Source organism: Paraburkholderia sp., assembly GCF_024281035.1.
In the GTDB taxonomy this organism is placed as follows: Bacteria; Pseudomonadota; Gammaproteobacteria; order Burkholderiales; family Burkholderiaceae; genus Paraburkholderia.
Map to the genome: position 1 here is coordinate 40,499 of NZ_JAMXLH010000023.1, position 17,453 is coordinate 57,951.

Here is a 17,453-nt window from a genome sequence, read left to right on the forward strand (position 1 = left end):
ACGCGGCACGAGGCGTCGTGTTCGGGGCTCGCATGCGTAATTCGTCCAGTGGCGCTGCACGTCCACTCGCGCGGGCGCAGGGGTTCATTGGCGCAGCTCCGCAACGAAGTCGTAGTAGCCATCGCGGCAATACGTGTCCGTCAATTCGATCGCGCGCTGGTCGGCCGAAAAGCCCACGCGGGTGATGACGAGCAGCGCCGCGCGCGGCTCGACGCCCATCAGCGCCGCGATCTCGCCCGTCGCATTGACCGCGCGAAAGTGCTGCAGCGCGCGCACGACCGGCGCGCCGCACTGCTCCAGAAACGCGTAGAGCGACGTGTCGACGGCCTTCGGGTCCGGCACGATCGAAACCGGCAGCGCCGAATGCTCGACGGCCATCACGATGCCGTCGGCGCGGCGCAGCCTGCGCAGGCTCGTCACCGACGCGCCCGGCGAGAGACCCAGCTGCACGATCTCCTCGCGGTGCGCGGGGCGCACTTCGCGCGCGAGCCACACCGAATCCGGCGTGAAGCCGCGCTGCTCCATCTTTTTCGTGAAACCGGTCAGACGCGACAGCGGATCTTCGACCCGCGGCGTGATGAAGCTGCCCGCGCCGCGCGCGCGCCGGATCAGTCCCTGCTCCACGAGCAGTTCGATCGCCTTGCGTGCGGTGATGCGCGAGACGCCAATGGCATCGGAAAGCGAGCGCTCCGACGGCAGCGCCTCGCCAGCCGACCACACGCCGCAATGAATCGCCGTGGCAAGGTTGCGCGCAAGCTGCAGATAGAGCGGCGTCACATTGCGCGCGTCGGGCATCAGGGCAGACCAACGGGTTTCCATGGGATTCCAGCCAGTGGGGAGATCGTGGGGGCGTCCGCGCGCGGGATGCGCGTATCCGGGCTCTAGGGCGAGCCCATTATATAACCAGCATAAAACCAGTCAACAGGATGGCGCCGAGCCTCTATCAACCCTATAAAAATCATTTAAATCAATTACATATAAGGTGTTTACCGGCTCTCACGCGACGACTTGGCACATTGGGACTTTCCCCTAGTTAGGTCCAAAAAGGGGAGTTGAGTAGGACCATAACAAGACCAGAATGGTCTGGTATTGGTGTTATCGGAAGGATCCGACTAATATCCCTACAGAATCGCCAGGCGAGCGCTCGACACACCCGCTTCCGGGCATCCGGCAGGTGTCTACGCGCCGGACAAAAAAAACCGCGGCACGAGCCGCGGTTCTTTACGAGCACTGCGTACAGCAACAAGCTGCACGCAGAGGTACTGCAGAGATCCCAATCAGAACGACGGAACCATCGAACCCTTGAACTCGTTCTTGATGAACTGGCGCACGTCTTCCGACTGGTAGGCCGCGACCAGCTTCTTCACCCAGGGCTTGTCCTTGTCCTGAATACGCACGGCGATCACGTTCGCGTACGGGCTGCGGATGTCTTCCAGCGCGATCGCGTCTTTGGTCGGCTGCATGCCCGCGGCGAGCGCGTAGTTCGTGTTGATGACGGCGGCATCCACGTCGCCGAGCGCGCGCGGCAGTTGCGCGGCGTCGAGTTCGACGAGCTTCACCTTCTTCGGATTCGCTGCGACGTCGAGCGGCGTCGCGTTGTTGCCGTTCGCGCCTGCACCCGCGCGCAGCTTGATCACGCCTTTGTTCTGCAGCAGCAGCAGCGCGCGGTTCTCGTTCGACGGGTCGTTCGGCACCGCGACCTTCGCGCCTTGCGGCAGATCGTTCAGCGACTTCAGCTTCTTCGAATACGCGCCCATCGGCGAGATGTAGGTCAGGCCCGCGGTCATGATCTTGTAGCCGCGCTGCTTGACCTGGCTGTCGAGGTACGGCTGGTGCTGGAAGCTGTTGGCGTCGAGGTCGCCCGCGTCGAGCGCGGCGTTCGGCTGGACGTAGTCGTTGAACTCGACGACCTTGACGTTCAGGCCTTCGCGCTTCGCGACCTTCTGGACGACGTTCCAGACTTGCGCGTCCGGACCGGCGACGGTGCCGACCTTGATGGTCTGGTCGTCGGCGTGGGCGCTGAAGCTGGTGGCGAGCGTGGTGGCGGCAAAGCCGGCGAGGAGGGTCTTGATCAGAATTCTGCGCTGCATGGAGAAAGTATTCCTGCTTGTTATTTCAATGTGGCCAGCCAGAACCGCATTGAATGCGCTCCGCCAGCGGGTCCAAATGGTCTCACAGGAGGCCCGGTACGTGAAATACCGAAATCACATACCGATATTTCCGGCGATGTAGTCCGGGCGCCTAGTCGAGCAGCAGCTTCAGGTCGTGAACCCAGGGCGTCGCGCCCTGCGCGTCGCGAGCGAAAAGCCGCAGCTTGCCGGTCGAGTCGAACACGTAGCCCGCAGCTGTGTGGTCCATCGTGTAGCTGCCAGGCGTTGCGCCCGGCACCTTCGCGTAGTACACGCGGAAGTCCCTCGCGATCTGCTTGAGCTGGTCGTCGTTGGCGGGGTGCAGGCCGACGAAGGTCGGGTTGAACGCGCTCACGTATTGGCCGAGAAGCTCGGCCGAATCGCGCTCAGGATCGACGGTGACGAACAGCACCTGAACGCGCTTCGCGGCATCCGGCCCGAGTTGCTGGAGCGCCTGCGAAAGTTCGGCCAGGGTGGTCGGGCAGACGTCCGGGCAATGCGTATAACCGAACAGCAGCACGACAACCTTGCCCTTGTAGTCGGCGAGCGAGCGCATGGTGCCGCCCGAGTCCGGCAGCGAAAAATCCTTGCCGAACTGCGTATTGCCGGTGATGTCGAGGTTCGTGAACGAGGGCGCCTGCTGACCGCACCCCGCGGTCATTACGCCGGCGCCGAGGGCGCAAACCGTGGCGAGCGCCACGAGCGAGGTGCGCCCGAAGCGCGTGAATTTATTACGGATCATGAGCCTGATTGCTGTCACGCCCCTATCAGAACGCGAACGTAGTGGTCGACGAGCAGCGCTGCAAAGAGCACTGAGAGATAAACGATCGAATAGCGGAAAGTCTTCCGTGCGAGTGCATCCGAATACTCGCGGTAGATTCGCCACGCGTAGGCGAGGAACGCCATGCCGAGCAGCACCGCCACCGTGAGATACAGCACACCGCTCATGCCCGAGATGAACGGCATGAGCGTGACCGCGAACAGGATCACCGTGTAGAGCAGGATATGCAGGCGCGTATAGGCTTCGCCGTGCGTGTTGGGCAGCATCGGCAGGCCCGCGTTTTCGTAGTCCTTGCGGCGGTAGAGAGCGAGCGACCAGAAGTGCGGCGGCGTCCACACGAAGATGATCAGCACGAGAATCCAGGCGTCGCCGGGCACGTGGCCGGTGACGGCCGCCCAGCCAAGCGCAGGCGGCATGGCGCCCGAAGCGCCGCCGATCACGATGTTCTGCGGCGTGGCCGGCTTGAGCAGCAGCGTATAGATGATCGCGTAGCCGACGAACGTACCGAACGTGAGCCACATCGTGAGGGCATTCGTGAACGTGTAGAGCGTCCACATGCCGATGGCGCCGAGCACGGCCGAGAACAGCAGGATCTGCGCGCTCGAAATCTCGCCGCGCGCCGAGGGACGCCAGGCAGTCCGGCGCATCATCGCGTCGACTTTCTGTTCGACAAGACAGTTGATGGCGAATGCAGCACCGGCCGTGAGCCAGATACCGATCGTGCCGCCGATCAGCACTTTCCAGGGCACCATGCCAGGCACGGCGAGGAACATGCCGATCACGGCGCAGAACACCGCAAGCTGGGTCACGCGCGGCTTCGTGAGCGCGACGTATTGCGAGATCCGGCTGCCGGGCGTGTGGGAGAAGGTTGTGCTTTCCATATGGGCGGATTAGGCCGGTGCGGCGTCGCGCGCTGACAAAACGGCGCGGCCGGAGCGGCTGTAAGCGATTCGAAAGTTTAGCATGACGACAAGAAGCAGCATGATCGCCGCCCCGCCGTTATGCGCCACTGCGATGGCAAGCGGCCATTGCAGCACGATGTTCGACAGCCCCGTCAAAAACTGAATCAGGACTACGACAAGAACCCAATTTGCAGGACGCCGTAGCGATTCGAAGCGTCTCAACCTGAAAGCTAACCATACCAGATAAGCGATCACCACGAATGCGAACGTCCGGTGAGTCCAGTGGATTGCAACGAGCGCATCCTGGGTGATGACGTCGCCGTTGCCGTCCATGCCGAGTGCGCGCCACAGATGGAAACCGTGATGGAAATCCATCGGCGGAATCCACGCGCCGTTGCAGGTCGGGAAATCCGTGCAGGCGAGCACCGCGTAGTTCGTACTCACCCAGCCGCCGAGCGCGATCTGCGCCACGAGCAGCGCGAGCGCCGCGAGCGCCGCCGCGCGCCAGTTGCCCGTCTCGGGTTCGTAGGCCGGCAACGGCGTGATGCGCGCCGCGAGCCAGCCGAGCGTGCCGAGCAGCGCGAGCCCGAGCAACAGGTGCGTGGTGACGATAATCGGCTGCAGCTTCATCGTGACGGTCCATGCGCCGAAGATGCCCTGCACGAGTATCAGCCCGAGCAGCGCCGTCGGCCACCAGGGCGAAACCGAGAGGGGCAGGCGCTTGATGCGCGCGCGCCAGGCAATCGCCGTCTGCGCAATGATCAGCACGCCGATCGACATCGCGAAATAACGGTGGATCATCTCGATCCACGCCTTCGAGAGGCTGACCGGGCCGGTGGGCATCGCCGCATACGCGGCGGCAATCTGCGCATGCGCGATGAACGGCGACGACGTGCCGTAGCATCCCGGCCAGTCCGGGCAGCCGAGGCCGGAGTCGGTGAGCCGCGTGAATCCGCCGAACATCACGAGGTCGAGCGTCATGAACGTCGTCACCCAAACGAGCTTGCGGAACTTGTTGTCGTCGGCTTTCACCCACACCCAGGAGAGCGGCAGCAGCGCGATGCAAAGACCGATCAGACCCAGCTCCAGTATGAACATTCCTTACCTTGTCAGCGTTAAAAGCGTGCGCCGCGCCTTATCCAATGCGCGACCACTTCAGCAGTTTCGTCACGTCGCCCTTGATCTTCGACGGATCCGGGTGCGCCGGAAAACGCATCATCAGATTGCCGTTCGGATCGACGAGGTAGATGTGATCGGTGTCCTTCATCGCTTGCGCAGCGGGCAGCCATTGCGCAAGCGCCGCCGGATCGGCGCGCAGCATGCGCGTATCCGGGTACGCGGTTTTCAGCACCTGCGCGACCGGTGCGTCGTCGGTGCGCAGCCAGAGCGTCTCGACGCGCTCGCGCTCCGCGCCCTGCGTCGCGCGCACCTGGCGCATGAAATAAAGCTTGGTCGCGCACGGCTCGCCACACGCGCCGCCATCGACCGAAATCATCAGCCAGTGCCCGCGCAGTGATGCGAGCGGGACCGTCTGGCCGTCGTCGCCGGTCACGGTCAGCGCGTCGGGAATCGGGCGCTGCGGCTCGATAAGCGTGCCGTAGCTCGTCGTGCCGCCCTTCGGCTTGATCACGTAATACGCGAAGTACGAGATCGCAATGGGCGCCGCGCAGATCAGCGCGATCAGCCAAAACGTCCAGCGGCTCCCCCGCCGCGCGCTCGCCGCAGCGCCGTCCGGGCGCACGGGCGAGCCCGCCGCGCGAAGGGGCGCGGCGTCGCTGCCAGCCTGTGGCGAACGGGGGGTTTGTGTCGACACTGCTCGAACCTCTTCCTTTTGTTGATGTGTTACGAACGCAGCGCGTATTTTCCTGGTCGGCCCGTGCAATCCGCGCCACGCGATATCAGCAGCGCGAATCACCATTCCGACGAATCGTCAGGTCCCCTTCGCGGTCTGATCGCTACCCGCGCTGCGCGCTTTTGTCGCAGCGCGACGGCCCGCATAAAGGCCAAAAACAAGCGCTGCGGCAGCCATTCCCCACCACTGAAGCATGTAGCCATAGTTGCGGTCGACGTCGAAATTCGGCTGCGGCCAATCGCGCACGAGACCGTCTTTCGCCGCTGGCACAAAGGCTGTCTGCTGGATTACGAACGGCTGAAGCGGCAGTCCGATTTCCGTCGCGTACGATGTAACGTCGAGATTTTGCCGTATCTTTTGATGCAGCGCAGAGTCTTCCGCTCCCAAATCATAGGCGCGTGTGGCATCCGCGCGCGCGATGCCCTCCACCTGGACCGGTCCGGAAGGCGTGTTGAAGGGCGCGATCACAGTGCGATCTTCATAGTTGCGCGGCAGCCAGCCCCGGTTCACGAGCACGTAGCCCCCGTCCTGCAGCTTGAGCGGCATCACGACGTAAAAGCCCGGCTGGTCGTTGTACGGCCGGTTGTCGAGGTACACGGTGAGCTCGGGCATGAACGTGCCGGTCGCGCGCATCCGGTGGAATTCGACTTGCTTGAGCGGCAGCGGCGTTGCGCCCACGGCGAGCGGCGGCGCCGATTCGTTGCTTTCGATGTGCGCTTGCAGTGCTTCCTTCTGATGCGCGCGATCGCGCTGCCAGAAGCCGAGCCGGATCGTCACGGCCATGACGAACATAATCAGCAATACGGGAACGAGTCGGATCTTCATCGCGCACGTTCCTCGCCAAAATCGATCGGCCGCCGTCCGCCAGCGCACGGTGACATAATGAAGCCATAGCTTTCAGGCATGGCGGATTCCGTGAACTTCATGCACATCCTCGTTCCTATTGCGTTTGCATTGATCATTGCGAGCTTGATCAGCGCACTTTACTTCATGATGCACGACCGCGGTCGCACCAAAAGGATGGTCTGGTCGCTCGCGACGCGCGTCGGGCTCTCCATCTCACTCTTCCTCTTCATCCTTTTCGCGCACTGGATGGGCTGGATCCAGTCAACCGGCATTCCGTACGGCCGCTAGGATCGCCCATATCGCGCACGCGCGCGTGCATGTGTGGCCCACAAAGACAAAACGCCGCGCCGACAAAGTCGGCCGCGGCGCGTCATCAGGTTCTTCTACTCTTATTCGGCTTCACGCATGGCGCGGATTCATCATCCGCGCCATGCGTAGCGTCGCTTTCGTCTATAGCCTCTACAGCCAGTACACGACGATGTACAGGCCGAGCCACACGACGTCGACGAAGTGCCAATACCACGCCGCGCCTTCGAATGCGAAGTGATGCTCGGACGTGAAGTGGCCGCGAATCAGCCGGATCATCACCACAGTCAGCATCGTGCCGCCGAGAAACACGTGAAAGCCGTGGAAGCCGGTCAGCAGGAAGAACGTCGAGCCATAAATGCCCGACGCCAGCGTGAGATTCAATTCGGTGTAGGCGTGAATGTATTCGAATGCCTGCAGGCAGAGGAAGCTCAAGCCCAGCACGATCGTCCCGGCGAGCCAGGCGATGGCCTTGGTGCGATGATTCTCGCGCAGCGCGTGGTGCGCGACGGTGAGCGTCGCGCCCGACGAGAGCAGCAGCGCCGTGTTGATCGTCGGCACCGGCCACGGCGTCATCGAGCGGAACTGCGAGACCAGCTCGCCCGGTCCCGTGTTCGGCCACACGGCCGTGAAGTCCGGCCAGATCAGTTTGTAGTCGAGGCTGCCGAGCTGATGCAGCGCAATCGCGCGCGCGTAGAAGAGCGCGCCGAAGAATGCGCCGAAGAACATCACCTCGGAAAAAATGAACCAGCTCATGCTCCAGCGGTACGACGCGTCGACGCGCTTGCCGTACATGCCGCCTTCCGATTCGGCGATGGCGTCGCCGAACCAGTGCCACAGCGTGAAGAGCACCCAGAGCAGGCCAATCGCCACTCCGATCGGCCCCCAGGACTCGCCGTTGATCCACGAGGCGAGCGACGCGAGCATGACGAGAAGGCCGATGGACGCGCTGATCGGATGCCGCGACGGGTGCGGAATGAAGTAGTACGGGCTATCGTTTTGGCCGCTCATACCTGATTCTCCAATTTCCAGTTGCTCCGTAAATATTCCGGCTTTCTGTCTTCGCCATGCCTTCGTGCGGCCTGCAGTGCGCAACATCAGGCAACGTCGGGCGACGTCGGGCGTCTTCGCTCGCTACCCCGCCACGGCGTGCACGACCAGCAGCAGCACACCGACGAAGATAGCCGCGCCGAGGATCCCGGCAATGATCAGCGCGAGCGGGTGAAGCTGCGCCGCGTCGGACTCGAGATCCGCACGCTTGCGCACGCCCATGAACGACCACGCAACCGCCTTGAAAAGCTGCAGCGCGCCGCTCTTCTTCTTCCCTGCGCCGCCATCTCCGTTCGTACCGCCGTTCATGGGCGTCGTCTCCATACGCCGTGTTATGCCGTGTTGTGCCGCGTTGTACCGTGTTGCACCGTGAACATCGCCCTGCCTGCCTTACGTGCCGGCACCGGTTCTCTGTGCCGCTGGCGGCGTGTTCGCCGCCGTCGGCGTATTCAATTCGAAGAACGTATACGACAGCGTGATCGTCTTCACGTCTTTTGGCAATTTCGGATCGATCACGAACACCACCGGCATGCGCCGCGATTCGCCCGCCTTCAGCGTCTGCTGCGTGAAGCAAAAGCACTCGATCTTGCGGAAGTACTCGGTCGCCTGCTTCGGTGCGTAGCTCGGGATCGCCTGTGCGTTCACCGTGCGCCCTTCGTTATTCGACAAGTCGTACATCACGGTCATCACTTCGCCCGGATGCACGTCGAGGTTCGACTGCTCCGGCTTGAAGGCGAGCAACCCGTGCGCGTTCGCGTCGAACTCGACCGATACCGTGCGCGTCGTGTCCACCTGCATGTTGCGCGCGTCGCGCTCGGTGGCGTCGCGCTGCACGAGGTTGTTGACGCCCGTGATCTGGCAGATCGCCCGATACATCGGCACGAGCGCGAAGCCGAAGCCAAACATCAGGATCGCCACGATCACGAGCTTGATGAGCATCGAACGGTTGAAGGCGCGGTCGCTGCGCGTTGGTTGCGTGGGCATCGGACTACCTCTTACGTTCCTCGCAGGACGCACCGGCTCAATGGCCGCCGAAGTACACCTGCTTGACGATGGCGCTCACAAAAAAGACGACGACGACGGCGAGCAGGATCAGGCCGAGTCGCAGATTGCCCGCGCGGATTTGCCCGGGCGTTCGCCTTTTTTGTGAATTCCGGTTCATGCGTGTTTGACTGCTCGCTGCAAATGGCGCCGCGTTGTTTTCTTTTCGACGCTTCCTGTTGTTCTTCCCCGGCTGCGCTCGCCGCGCGTACACAGCCGGGTGTTCGGGCATTGCCCGTTGACGGATTACTCGACCGTCGGCGGATTCTCGAACGTGTGAAACGGAGCCGGGCTCGGCACGGTCCATTCGAGGCCCGTTGCGCCGTCCCACGGCTTATCCGGCGCCGGTTCCAGCTCGCCGCCGCCGCGATAGGCGGGCAGCACCACCGCGAACAGGAAATACACCTGGGAAAGCCCGAAACCGAATGCGCCGATCGTGATCACCTGGTTCCAGTCGGTGAACTGCGCCGGATAGTCCGCATAGCGGCGCGGCATCCCGGCGAGGCCGACGAAGTGCATCGGCAGGAACGCGAGGTTGAAGAAGATCAGCGAGCACCAGAAATGGATCTTGCCGCGCGTTTCGTTGTACATCCAGCCGGTCCATTTTGGCGACCAGTAGTACCACCCGGAGAAGAGCGCGAAGAGCGATCCCGCCACCAGCACGTAGTGGAAGTGCGCGACGACGAAGTAGGTGCCGTGATACTGGATGTCGAGCGGCGCCATCGCCAGCATGAGGCCCGAGAGGCCGCCGAACGTGAACACGAGCAGGAAGCCGATCGCGAACAGCATCGGCGTTTCGAAGCTGAGCGAGCCGCGCCACATCGTGGCGACCCAGTTGAACACCTTCACGCCGGTCGGCACGGCGATCAGCATCGTGGCGTACATGAAGAACAGTTGGCCCGTCACCGGCATGCCGGTCGCGAACATGTGGTGCGCCCAGACCATGAACGAGAGAATCGCGATCGATGCCGTGGCGTAGACCATCGAGCTATAGCCGAACAGCGGCTTGCGCGCGAACGCCGGAATCACCTGCGAGATGATCCCGAACGCCGGCAGGATCATGATGTAGACCTCGGGATGGCCGAAGAACCAGAAAATGTGCTGGTACATCACCGGATCGCCGCCGCCCGCCGCATTGAAGAAGCTCGTGCCGAAGTGGCGATCGAAGAGGAGCATCGTGATCGCGCCCGCGAGCACCGGCATCACGGCGATCAGCAGGTACGCGGTGATGAGCCATGTCCACGCGAACATCGGCATCTTCATGAGCGTCATGCCCGGCGCGCGCAGGTTCAGGATCGTCACGATGATGTTGATGCTGCCCATGATCGACGAGGCGCCCATGATGTGCACCGCGAAGATCGCGAAGTCCATGCCCGGGCCCATCTGCGTCGAGAGCGGCGCGTAGAGCGTCCAGCCCGCGGCGGTCGCGCCGCCCGGCGCGAAAAACGAACCGACGAGCAGACACGCGGCGGCAGGCAGGAGCCAGAAGCTGAAGTTGTTCATGCGCGCGAACGCCATGTCCGACGCGCCGATCTGCAGCGGCACCATCCAGTTCGCGAAGCCGACGAACGCCGGCATGATTGCGCCGAACACCATGATGAGGCCGTGCATGGTGGTGAGCTGGTTGAAGAACTCGGGCCGCATGATCTGCAGGCCCGGTTCGAACAGCTCGGAGCGGATGGCGAGCGCCATCACGCCGCCGGACAGGAACATCGTGAACGAGAAGATCAGATACAGCGTCCCGATGTCCTTGTGGTTGGTCGCGAACAGCCAGCGTCGCCAGCCGTGGGGCGTCGCGTGCGCATGGTCGCCGTGAACGTGACCGTGGCCCGCGACATCGTGTCCAATACTAGACATGACTTCCTCCTGGATCGAATGCTGCGTTGCGTACCGGGTCGACCGCTCAGGCTGCCGCGTTGATCTCTACACGTCGCGCTTCCTTGGCATTGCCGCCACCAGTGACAGTTTCCGGCTTCTTGAGAATGATGTGATCGTCGGCGATGCCCGCGGCCTTCAGCGCGTCGCGTACCGCTTGTGCACGATGCTTTGCGAGTTCCTCGTTTGCGTGGGCGTTGCCGCTCGCGTCGGTGTAGCCCGAGAGCGTGAACTTCGCCTCCGGGTGAGCCTTCGCGTAGTCGGCGGCCGCCGCAATCGCGTCCTTCGCATCGGCAGGCAGCGTGCTCTTGCCGATGTCGAAATAGATGCTGGCCGGCAGCGATGCGCTCGCCTGCGCCGCGCCCGATGCCGCGACGGCGCCGCCTGCACCGCTTGTGCCGCCTGCGCCATTTGCACCGCTTGTGCCGCTCACCGCCGCGCCGCTCGCAGCCTCCGCGCCCGAGGCCGCCGCCGCAGTCCCGGCACCCGCAGCGCCCGCGTCGGCCGTATGGTCGCCGCCTTCGGGCAGCTTGCCGTTGCGCGCATCGGCAACCTGACGCGGCTGCAGAATGTCGCCTGTGTGATTACCCCACGAATTGCGCTCGAAGGTGATGACCGAAGCGATCTCGACGTCGTTGAGCACCGGCCCCCACGTGGGCATCGCATTCTTGCCGTGCAGCACGAGGCTCACGTGCGCGCCGACCGGACCGTTCGCGACCTTGCTGCCGTCGAGCGCCGGGAATGCACCCGCGCCCTTGCCGGTCGGCTGGTGGCAAACCGCGCAATTCGACATGTACACCTTCTCGCCGCGCTCCTTCAGTTCGGCGAGCGTGTAGGTCCGGTTGGGATCGTCGGCGGCGGACGCCATCTTCGCCTTCTGCGTCTCAACCCATTTCGCGTAGTCGTCCTGCGAGAGAACCTCGACGACGACCGGCATGAACGCGTGTTCCTTGCCGCACAGTTCCGTGCAGAAACCGCGATAGGTGCCGGTCTTGATGGCCTTGAACCACGTGTCGCGCACGAAGCCCGGAATCGCATCCTGCTTCACGCCGAAGGCGGGCACGTACCACGAGTGCACGACGTCGTTCGCGGTGGTGATGATGCGGATCTTCTTGTCGACCGGGACGACGAGCGGATTGTCGACTTCCTGCAGATAGGTGTCGCTGATCGGCATCTGGCCGTTCACTTCCTCACGCGGCGTGCTGAGCGTCGACAGATAGCTGATGCCTTCGCCCTGCCCCTTCACGTAGTCGTAGCCCCACTTCCACTGGTAGCCGGTGACCTTGATCGTGATGTCGGCGTTGGACGTGTCCTTCATCGCGACGACGGCCTTGGTCGCGGGCAGCGCCATCAGCACGACGATGACGAACGGCACGACGGTCCAGAGGATTTCGACGGTGGTGCTTTCGTGGAAGTGCGCGGCCTGATGGCCCTTCGATTTTCGATGCGCAAAGATCGAATAGAACATGACGCCGAACACACCGACAAAAATCACGGTGCACAGGATCAGCATCGTTGTATGGAGGTTGTAGAGTTGCTCCGCGATTTTTGTCACGGGCGGCTGCAGATTGATCTGGTTGACCCGCGGGCCGCCGGGACTGTCGCCCACCGCTTGGGCCGCGCCAGCGAACAGGAGTCCGCAGGATGCCAGCACGCCCGAAAGGGTTCGCTTGATTGTTTTCATCGCTTCCTTACCCATATTTTCCATTCCAACCCTCGACCCCGCAGGAAGGTTTCGCATCGTGCGCACGGACGGCGGCCAGGCACCCAGGCAAATCCCTGGGATGAAATGCACCGCTCAGGCGCCGCACGCGAGCCACACGCGCAGTTCCCGCGCGAACTGCGCACGCCGATACTGCGGCAAATGCAACCCGACAGCGACCGACTGGCCGCGGGACACGAGACGCACCGGATCGCGAAGCATCACGCCCGGCTCGACCCGGACCCAGCGGGGATTGAATTCGAACTGGGAGCGCAGATCCGCGCTTACCTGTTCGATCACCAGCCGGTTCGGATACAGCCTGATTCGTTCGTAATCGACAGCATGGCGCGCATAGACGGCAAAGGCGCACCCCACCACCAACAGATCGAGCCAGTGAACGGCAACACCAGCCAGGCACCGTAGATCAACAGCAGGACGGCAATTGCGATGGATACGAATGCCAGAGAAGCATAGAAGCACATGAATTGCCTGGGGGAGAGCGAGCAGTTGCGCTTCATGGTCCAGTCCTTCAGGACCGGCTCCGGACTCGCCAGCAGATCGGACGTCTGCATCGCTGTCTCCCGCCCCCAGCACTGCAACAACCTCAGACTATCGCTGCCCGGCGCCTCGCACAACCTCGCACAACTCTGTAGGCATCGGTACCGCACGCATTGGAATTGGTGCACCTTTGCGCGACAAACTGACGCATTATAACGCGAACACCTGTGTCAGCAAGGCAACCTTGATATCCGTCAAACCCTTGCCAGTCAAGGATCTTCGGGCTTTTAACCGATTCTTTTGAAGGCTGTTCAGCCGGGATTCCCGGGCGCGGCAAAGGCCGCGCGATCGCTTCAGTGGTTTCAGTAGCTTCAGCGGTTCCTTGTCGGACCGCGGCCGATGTCTTCGAGCCGGATGATGCCGTGCCCATCCGCGGTGGTGCGCGGCACGGCCTTCCAGGCGTGCCCATAGATGACTTCGAAAGTCAGCGGGATCGTGCCGTCGTCGCGCTTGCGCGCGTCGAGCGCGGCGATGAACGCGCGGTGCAGGCGGCGCGCCGCGTAGCCCATGCCGGCCTCGCGCTCGAACGGATACGCGCCCCAGCGGCGCACGTCGGCGAGCAGCTTCTCGGCCGAGCGATAGGTGACGGTGAGCGTCTCCTGGTCCATGACCGGAATCTCGAAGCCGTTTTCGACGAGCATGTCGCCCAGATCGTGCATGTCGACGAAGTCGATCACGTGCTTGCGCGTCGGCACGCCGTGCGCGGCCTCGACTTCGGCCCAGGCGCCGCGCAGCTCCTTGAATGTCTCGGGGCCGAGCGTGCTGAACATCAGGAGGCCGTTCACCTTGAGCACGCGCTGCCATTCGCCGAACACGAGGTCCGGGTGCGGATGCCAGTGCAGCGCGAGGTTCGACCAGAGCAGCTCGAAGGTGCCATGCGGGAACGGCAGCTCCGCGAAATCGGCCTGCGTGAAGCGCGGACCGCGCGAGCCGAGCGCGCGCCCCACCGAGGCCGGCAGGAAACGCCGCCAGCTCGTGTCGCCCGCGTCGTGGCGCAGCGCGCGCTGGAGCATCGCGAAGGAGAGATCGGTGCCGAAGACGGGCGCCTCGGGGAAGCGCTCACGCAAGCCGGGCAGGTCCTCGCCCGGGCCGCAGCCCGCGTCGAGCACGCTCGCAGGCGTCATCTTGATGTAGTCGAGCCGCTCGCGCATGCGCTGAGCGATTTCTCGTGGCAGGAAAGCGACCTCATGGAAGGTCGCGGCACGGCGGTCGAAAATCCGCCGCAGATGCCGGGGATCGTAGGCCGGACGGCCGGGTCTGGGGGAAGACAGGGACATGTCGGTCGTATTGGCGAAGTGTGCGAAGTATACTCGCTCACTCCCAGGCTTTCAGTTCGCGAGTCCGCACCCGGGCCGTCCGTCGATGCCGCCGTCGTCCGTTTTACTGCCCGCCATCCGTCGCGCATGCCGTCAAAGCCGTCGGGTCGGCGTGCGCGTCTCTCAGGTCGCACGGGCGCAGTGGCCCCGGCTGACCCAGTTCGCGTTGCCCAATCTGTGCACGTTGTGCGGCAATTTGTCGCGTACGACGCTATGTGCCGATTGTGCGGCGCTCTGCTGGAACGAGCCGCGCCTGCGCTGCACCGTGTGTGCGATGCCGCTCGCGGGGGCACGACGCGTCACGCGTGAGCCGCGCTACCGTTGCGGCGCATGCGTGGACACGCCGCCCGCGTTCGACGCCACGCTCGCGTTGGGCGACTATCGTGCGCCGCTCGACTTGCTGGTGCTCGGCCTGAAGTTCCGCGCGCAGCTCGCGGCGGGCGCGGCGTTTGCCGGGCAACTCGCGCGGATTGCCGAGGACGCGCTCGATCCCGCCGACCGTCCCGACGTGCTCGTGCCCGTGCCGCTCTCGCGCAAACGGCTGATCGAGCGCGGCTACAACCAGGCGTGGCAGATCGCGCGTCCGCTCGCGCGCGCACTCGGTACGCGTGCAGACGCGACGCTCGTGCGCCGCGCGCTTCACACCGCGGCGCAATCGCGGCTCGACCGCAATGCGCGCCGACGCAACGTGGAACGCGCGTTTGCGCTGACGAGGCCGGTGCGCGGCCTGCACGTGGGCGTGGTCGACGACGTCATGACGTCCGGCGCCACGCTCGATGCGCTCGCGCGCACGCTCAAGACAGCCGGCGCACGGCGCGTGACGAATTTCGTCGCGCTGCGCACGTCGAAAGATTGACGGGCTGAATCGACACAACTGCGCGGGGCAACGGCCAGGTAAAACTGCTAGAGACAACTGCTTTTCATCGACTTTCATCACCATGTTCAACGTCGTTCTCGTCGAACCGGAAATCCCGCCGAACACCGGTAACGTAATTCGCCTGTGCGCGAATACGGGCGCGCGGCTGCATTTGATCGAGCCGCTCGGCTTCCCGCTCGACGACGCAAAAATGCGCCGCGCGGGCCTCGACTATCACGAGTACGCGCAGATGCACGTCCACCGCAACTGGGACGCCTTCCTCGCCGCCGAAACACCCGATCCGTCGCGTATGTTCGCGTTCACGACGCGCGGCTCAGGGCGTTTTCACGCGCATGCGTTCCAGCCGGGCGACTGGTTCGTGTTCGGCGCGGAGACGCGCGGGCTGCCCGACGCGGTGCTCGCGCACTTTCCGAACGAGCAGCGCGTGCGCCTGCCGATGCGCCCCGACAACCGCAGCCTCAACCTCTCGAATACGGTCGCGGTGGTCGTGTTCGAAGCGTGGCGTCAGGCGGGGTTCGTTGGCGGCGAATAAAGCGGCGACCGAAGCCGCGTCACGGTTTGGGTTTGCCCGTGCGCACGCCGAGTTCGCGCTGGTAACGCGCGTGCATCGCGTCGTCGAAGCAGGCGAAGATGATCCGTTCGAGTTCCGGGTAATCCGGTAGCGCCGCGATCACCGTTTGCGTGGCGATGGCGACGGCATCGTCGGCCGGAAAATGGTAGACACCGCAACTGATGGCCGGAAACGCGATGCTGCGCACGTCAGCTGCACGCGCGCAGGCCAGCGTGCGCTGATAGCACGATGCCAGCAGCCGCGCCTCATCGTGCCCGCCGCCGTGCCAGACCGGGCCGACGGTGTGAATCACGTGCTGCGCGCGCAGACGGTAGCCGCGGGTGATTTTGGCGTCGCCGGTCGCGCAGCCGCCGAGCGTCTCGCACTCGCGCAGCAGATCCGGCCCGGCAGCGCGGTGAATCGCGCCGTCCACGCCGCCGCCGCCAAGCAGTGAAGTATTCGCCGCGTTGACGATCGCATCGACGTCGAGCGTGGTGATATCGGCCACGCGCGACTCGATCCTGCAGATTCCGATGGTGAGCATGTCGTCCTCCACGTCCTCTACGTCCCCCAGCCTGCGAGCAGTGCGCGCCCGGGTTGTCCGGGTTGTCCGGGTTGTCCGGGTTGTCCGGGTTTGTCCGGGTTTGTCCGGTACGCGCGCGCCCTACTCCGCCTTTGCGTCGCGCCTGAGCAGCGCGCTCACGGCGTCGCGCGGCGCGACGCCGTCGAACAGCACGGCGCATACCGCCTGCGTGATCGGCATCTCGATAGCGTGCTCGCGCGCGATGGCAAGCACGGCCTGCGCGCAACGCACGCCTTCGGCAACGTGGCCGAGCGCGCCCAGAATGTCGTCGAGCGTGCGGCCGCTCGCGAGCTGCATGCCCACGGTGCGGTTGCGCGACAGGTCGCCCGTGGCGGTGAGAATGAGGTCGCCGAGGCCCGTGAGCCCCGTGAAGGTTTCCGCGCGTCCGCCAAGCGTCACGCCAAGGCGCGTCATCTCGGCGAGACCGCGCGTGATGAGCGCGGCCCGCGCATTCAGGCCGAGCCCGAGGCCGTCCGAAATACCGGTGGCGATGGCGAGCACGTTCTTGACCGCGCCGCCGACCTCGACGCCCACCACGTCGTCGCCGGTGTAAATGCGCATCGCGCGGTGGTGGAATGCGGCGAGCGTGCGCTCGCGGCAGGCCGCCGACGCGCTCGCGACGGTCAACGCGACGGGCAGCCCCGCGCCTACTTCGCGCGCAAAACTCGGTCCCGAGAGCACGCCGTTGCTGCCGTGATCGGGCAGCTCGGCCGCCACGACCTGATGCGGCAGCTGCTGCGTCTCGGCCTCGAAGCCTTTGCAGAGCCAGACGAAGTGCGCGGGCACGCGGCCCATGTCGCGCATCGTGCGCAACAGGTCGCGCAAGCCGGCCACGGGTGTCGCGAGAACGACGAGCGCCGCCTCGTCCGACGCATGGTCGAGCGAGGCGGCGAGATCCGTTTCGTATTGGAGCGTGCGCGGCAGCGAGACACCCGCGAGATAGCGGGCGTTCTCGTGCGTATTGCGCAGGGCGCCGATGAGCGCGGCGTCGCGCGCCCACAGCACCGTGTCATGCGCGCGGGCCAGATGGCCGGCCAGCGCGGTACCCCACGCTCCGGCGCCGAGCACGGCGACTTTCATTGCGT

At 64.3% G+C, this 17,453-nt stretch carries 19 protein-coding genes and 1 pseudogene; 3 read left to right on the plus strand and 17 right to left on the minus strand.

Annotation, left to right across the window (positions count from 1 at the left end):
* Positions 1–84: 84 nt before the first annotated feature.
* The 7 genes from Q0L30_RS07160 to Q0L30_RS07190 all read right to left on the minus strand — a co-directional run bounded on the left by Q0L30_RS07160 (position 85) and on the right by Q0L30_RS07190 (position 6,489).
* Positions 85–819, minus strand: a complete 735-nt coding sequence (locus Q0L30_RS07160; protein ID WP_296653131.1) for a GntR family transcriptional regulator — start codon at positions 817–819, stop codon at positions 85–87.
* Between the two features lie 458 nt (positions 820–1,277).
* Complete coding sequence (locus tag Q0L30_RS07165) at positions 1,278–2,090, minus strand: MetQ/NlpA family ABC transporter substrate-binding protein (RefSeq protein WP_296653133.1); 813 nt, start codon at positions 2,088–2,090, stop codon at positions 1,278–1,280.
* A gap of 151 nt (positions 2,091–2,241) precedes the next feature.
* Positions 2,242–2,871: an SCO family protein gene (locus tag Q0L30_RS07170; RefSeq protein WP_296653136.1), complete on the minus strand. Its 630-nt coding sequence runs from the start codon at positions 2,869–2,871 to the stop codon at positions 2,242–2,244.
* Between the two features lie 14 nt (positions 2,872–2,885).
* Entirely contained in the window at positions 2,886–3,791 is a 906-nt protein-coding gene (gene cyoE / locus Q0L30_RS07175; RefSeq protein WP_296653139.1) for a heme o synthase, read from the minus strand.
* A gap of 9 nt (positions 3,792–3,800) precedes the next feature.
* Positions 3,801–4,910 carry a heme A synthase gene (locus Q0L30_RS07180; RefSeq protein WP_296653142.1) on the minus strand — a complete coding sequence of 370 codons (1,110 nt, stop codon included), beginning with the start codon at positions 4,908–4,910 and terminating at the stop codon, positions 3,801–3,803.
* A gap of 37 nt (positions 4,911–4,947) precedes the next feature.
* Complete coding sequence (locus Q0L30_RS07185) at positions 4,948–5,553, minus strand: cytochrome C oxidase subunit I (protein ID WP_296653236.1); 606 nt, start codon at positions 5,551–5,553, stop codon at positions 4,948–4,950.
* A 189-nt stretch (positions 5,554–5,742) separates the two neighbouring features.
* Positions 5,743–6,489 carry an SURF1 family protein gene (locus tag Q0L30_RS07190; RefSeq protein ID WP_296653145.1) on the minus strand — a complete coding sequence of 249 codons (747 nt, stop codon included), beginning with the start codon at positions 6,487–6,489 and terminating at the stop codon, positions 5,743–5,745.
* 99 nt (positions 6,490–6,588) lie between these two features.
* Here Q0L30_RS07190 and Q0L30_RS07195 point away from each other — a divergent pair, with 99 nt between their 5' ends.
* Entirely contained in the window at positions 6,589–6,798 is a 210-nt protein-coding gene (locus tag Q0L30_RS07195) for a twin transmembrane helix small protein (RefSeq protein WP_293042704.1), read from the plus strand.
* A gap of 171 nt (positions 6,799–6,969) precedes the next feature.
* Here Q0L30_RS07195 and Q0L30_RS07200 read toward each other — a convergent pair whose 3' ends face one another.
* The 8 genes and pseudogenes from Q0L30_RS07200 to Q0L30_RS07235 form a co-directional block, all read right to left on the minus strand.
* Positions 6,970–7,827 (minus strand): cytochrome c oxidase subunit 3, encoded by an 858-nt coding sequence (locus tag Q0L30_RS07200; protein WP_296653147.1) that lies wholly within the window; start codon positions 7,825–7,827, stop codon positions 6,970–6,972.
* A 123-nt stretch (positions 7,828–7,950) separates the two neighbouring features.
* Entirely contained in the window at positions 7,951–8,175 is a 225-nt protein-coding gene (locus Q0L30_RS07205; protein ID WP_296653150.1) for a DUF2970 domain-containing protein, read from the minus strand.
* 81 nt (positions 8,176–8,256) lie between these two features.
* Positions 8,257–8,850 (minus strand): cytochrome c oxidase assembly protein, encoded by a 594-nt coding sequence (locus tag Q0L30_RS07210; protein WP_296653153.1) that lies wholly within the window; start codon positions 8,848–8,850, stop codon positions 8,257–8,259.
* A 37-nt stretch (positions 8,851–8,887) separates the two neighbouring features.
* Complete coding sequence (locus Q0L30_RS07215; protein WP_296653240.1) at positions 8,888–9,028, minus strand: cytochrome oxidase small assembly protein; 141 nt, start codon at positions 9,026–9,028, stop codon at positions 8,888–8,890.
* Between the two features lie 125 nt (positions 9,029–9,153).
* A complete protein-coding gene (gene ctaD, locus Q0L30_RS07220) occupies positions 9,154–10,764 on the minus strand; it encodes a cytochrome c oxidase subunit I (protein ID WP_293042666.1) in 1,611 nt (536 codons plus the stop codon).
* Between the two features lie 46 nt (positions 10,765–10,810).
* A complete protein-coding gene (gene coxB / locus Q0L30_RS07225; RefSeq protein ID WP_296653161.1) occupies positions 10,811–12,490 on the minus strand; it encodes a cytochrome c oxidase subunit II in 1,680 nt (559 codons plus the stop codon).
* A gap of 90 nt (positions 12,491–12,580) precedes the next feature.
* Positions 12,581–13,056: pseudogene (locus Q0L30_RS07230) on the minus strand (DUF2244 domain-containing protein).
* A gap of 297 nt (positions 13,057–13,353) precedes the next feature.
* Positions 13,354–14,319, minus strand: a complete 966-nt coding sequence (locus Q0L30_RS07235) for a methyltransferase domain-containing protein (protein ID WP_296653164.1) — start codon at positions 14,317–14,319, stop codon at positions 13,354–13,356.
* An 85-nt stretch (positions 14,320–14,404) separates the two neighbouring features.
* Here Q0L30_RS07235 and Q0L30_RS07240 point away from each other — a divergent pair, with 85 nt between their 5' ends.
* Positions 14,405–15,214: a ComF family protein gene (locus Q0L30_RS07240; RefSeq protein ID WP_296653242.1), complete on the plus strand. Its 810-nt coding sequence runs from the start codon at positions 14,405–14,407 to the stop codon at positions 15,212–15,214.
* A gap of 82 nt (positions 15,215–15,296) precedes the next feature.
* Positions 15,297–15,767 (plus strand): tRNA (uridine(34)/cytosine(34)/5-carboxymethylaminomethyluridine(34)-2'-O)-methyltransferase TrmL, encoded by a 471-nt coding sequence (gene trmL / locus Q0L30_RS07245; RefSeq protein ID WP_296653166.1) that lies wholly within the window; start codon positions 15,297–15,299, stop codon positions 15,765–15,767.
* A gap of 19 nt (positions 15,768–15,786) precedes the next feature.
* Here trmL and Q0L30_RS07250 read toward each other — a convergent pair whose 3' ends face one another.
* The gene (locus Q0L30_RS07250; protein ID WP_296653169.1) at positions 15,787–16,329 is read right to left on the minus strand and encodes an O-acetyl-ADP-ribose deacetylase; all 543 of its coding nucleotides are present in this window, start codon (positions 16,327–16,329) and stop codon (positions 15,787–15,789) included.
* Between the two features lie 120 nt (positions 16,330–16,449).
* On the minus strand, positions 16,450–17,448 hold the full coding sequence (locus Q0L30_RS07255; protein WP_296653174.1) for an NAD(P)H-dependent glycerol-3-phosphate dehydrogenase: 999 nt from the start codon (positions 17,446–17,448) through the stop codon (positions 16,450–16,452).
* Positions 17,449–17,453 lie beyond the last annotated feature (5 nt).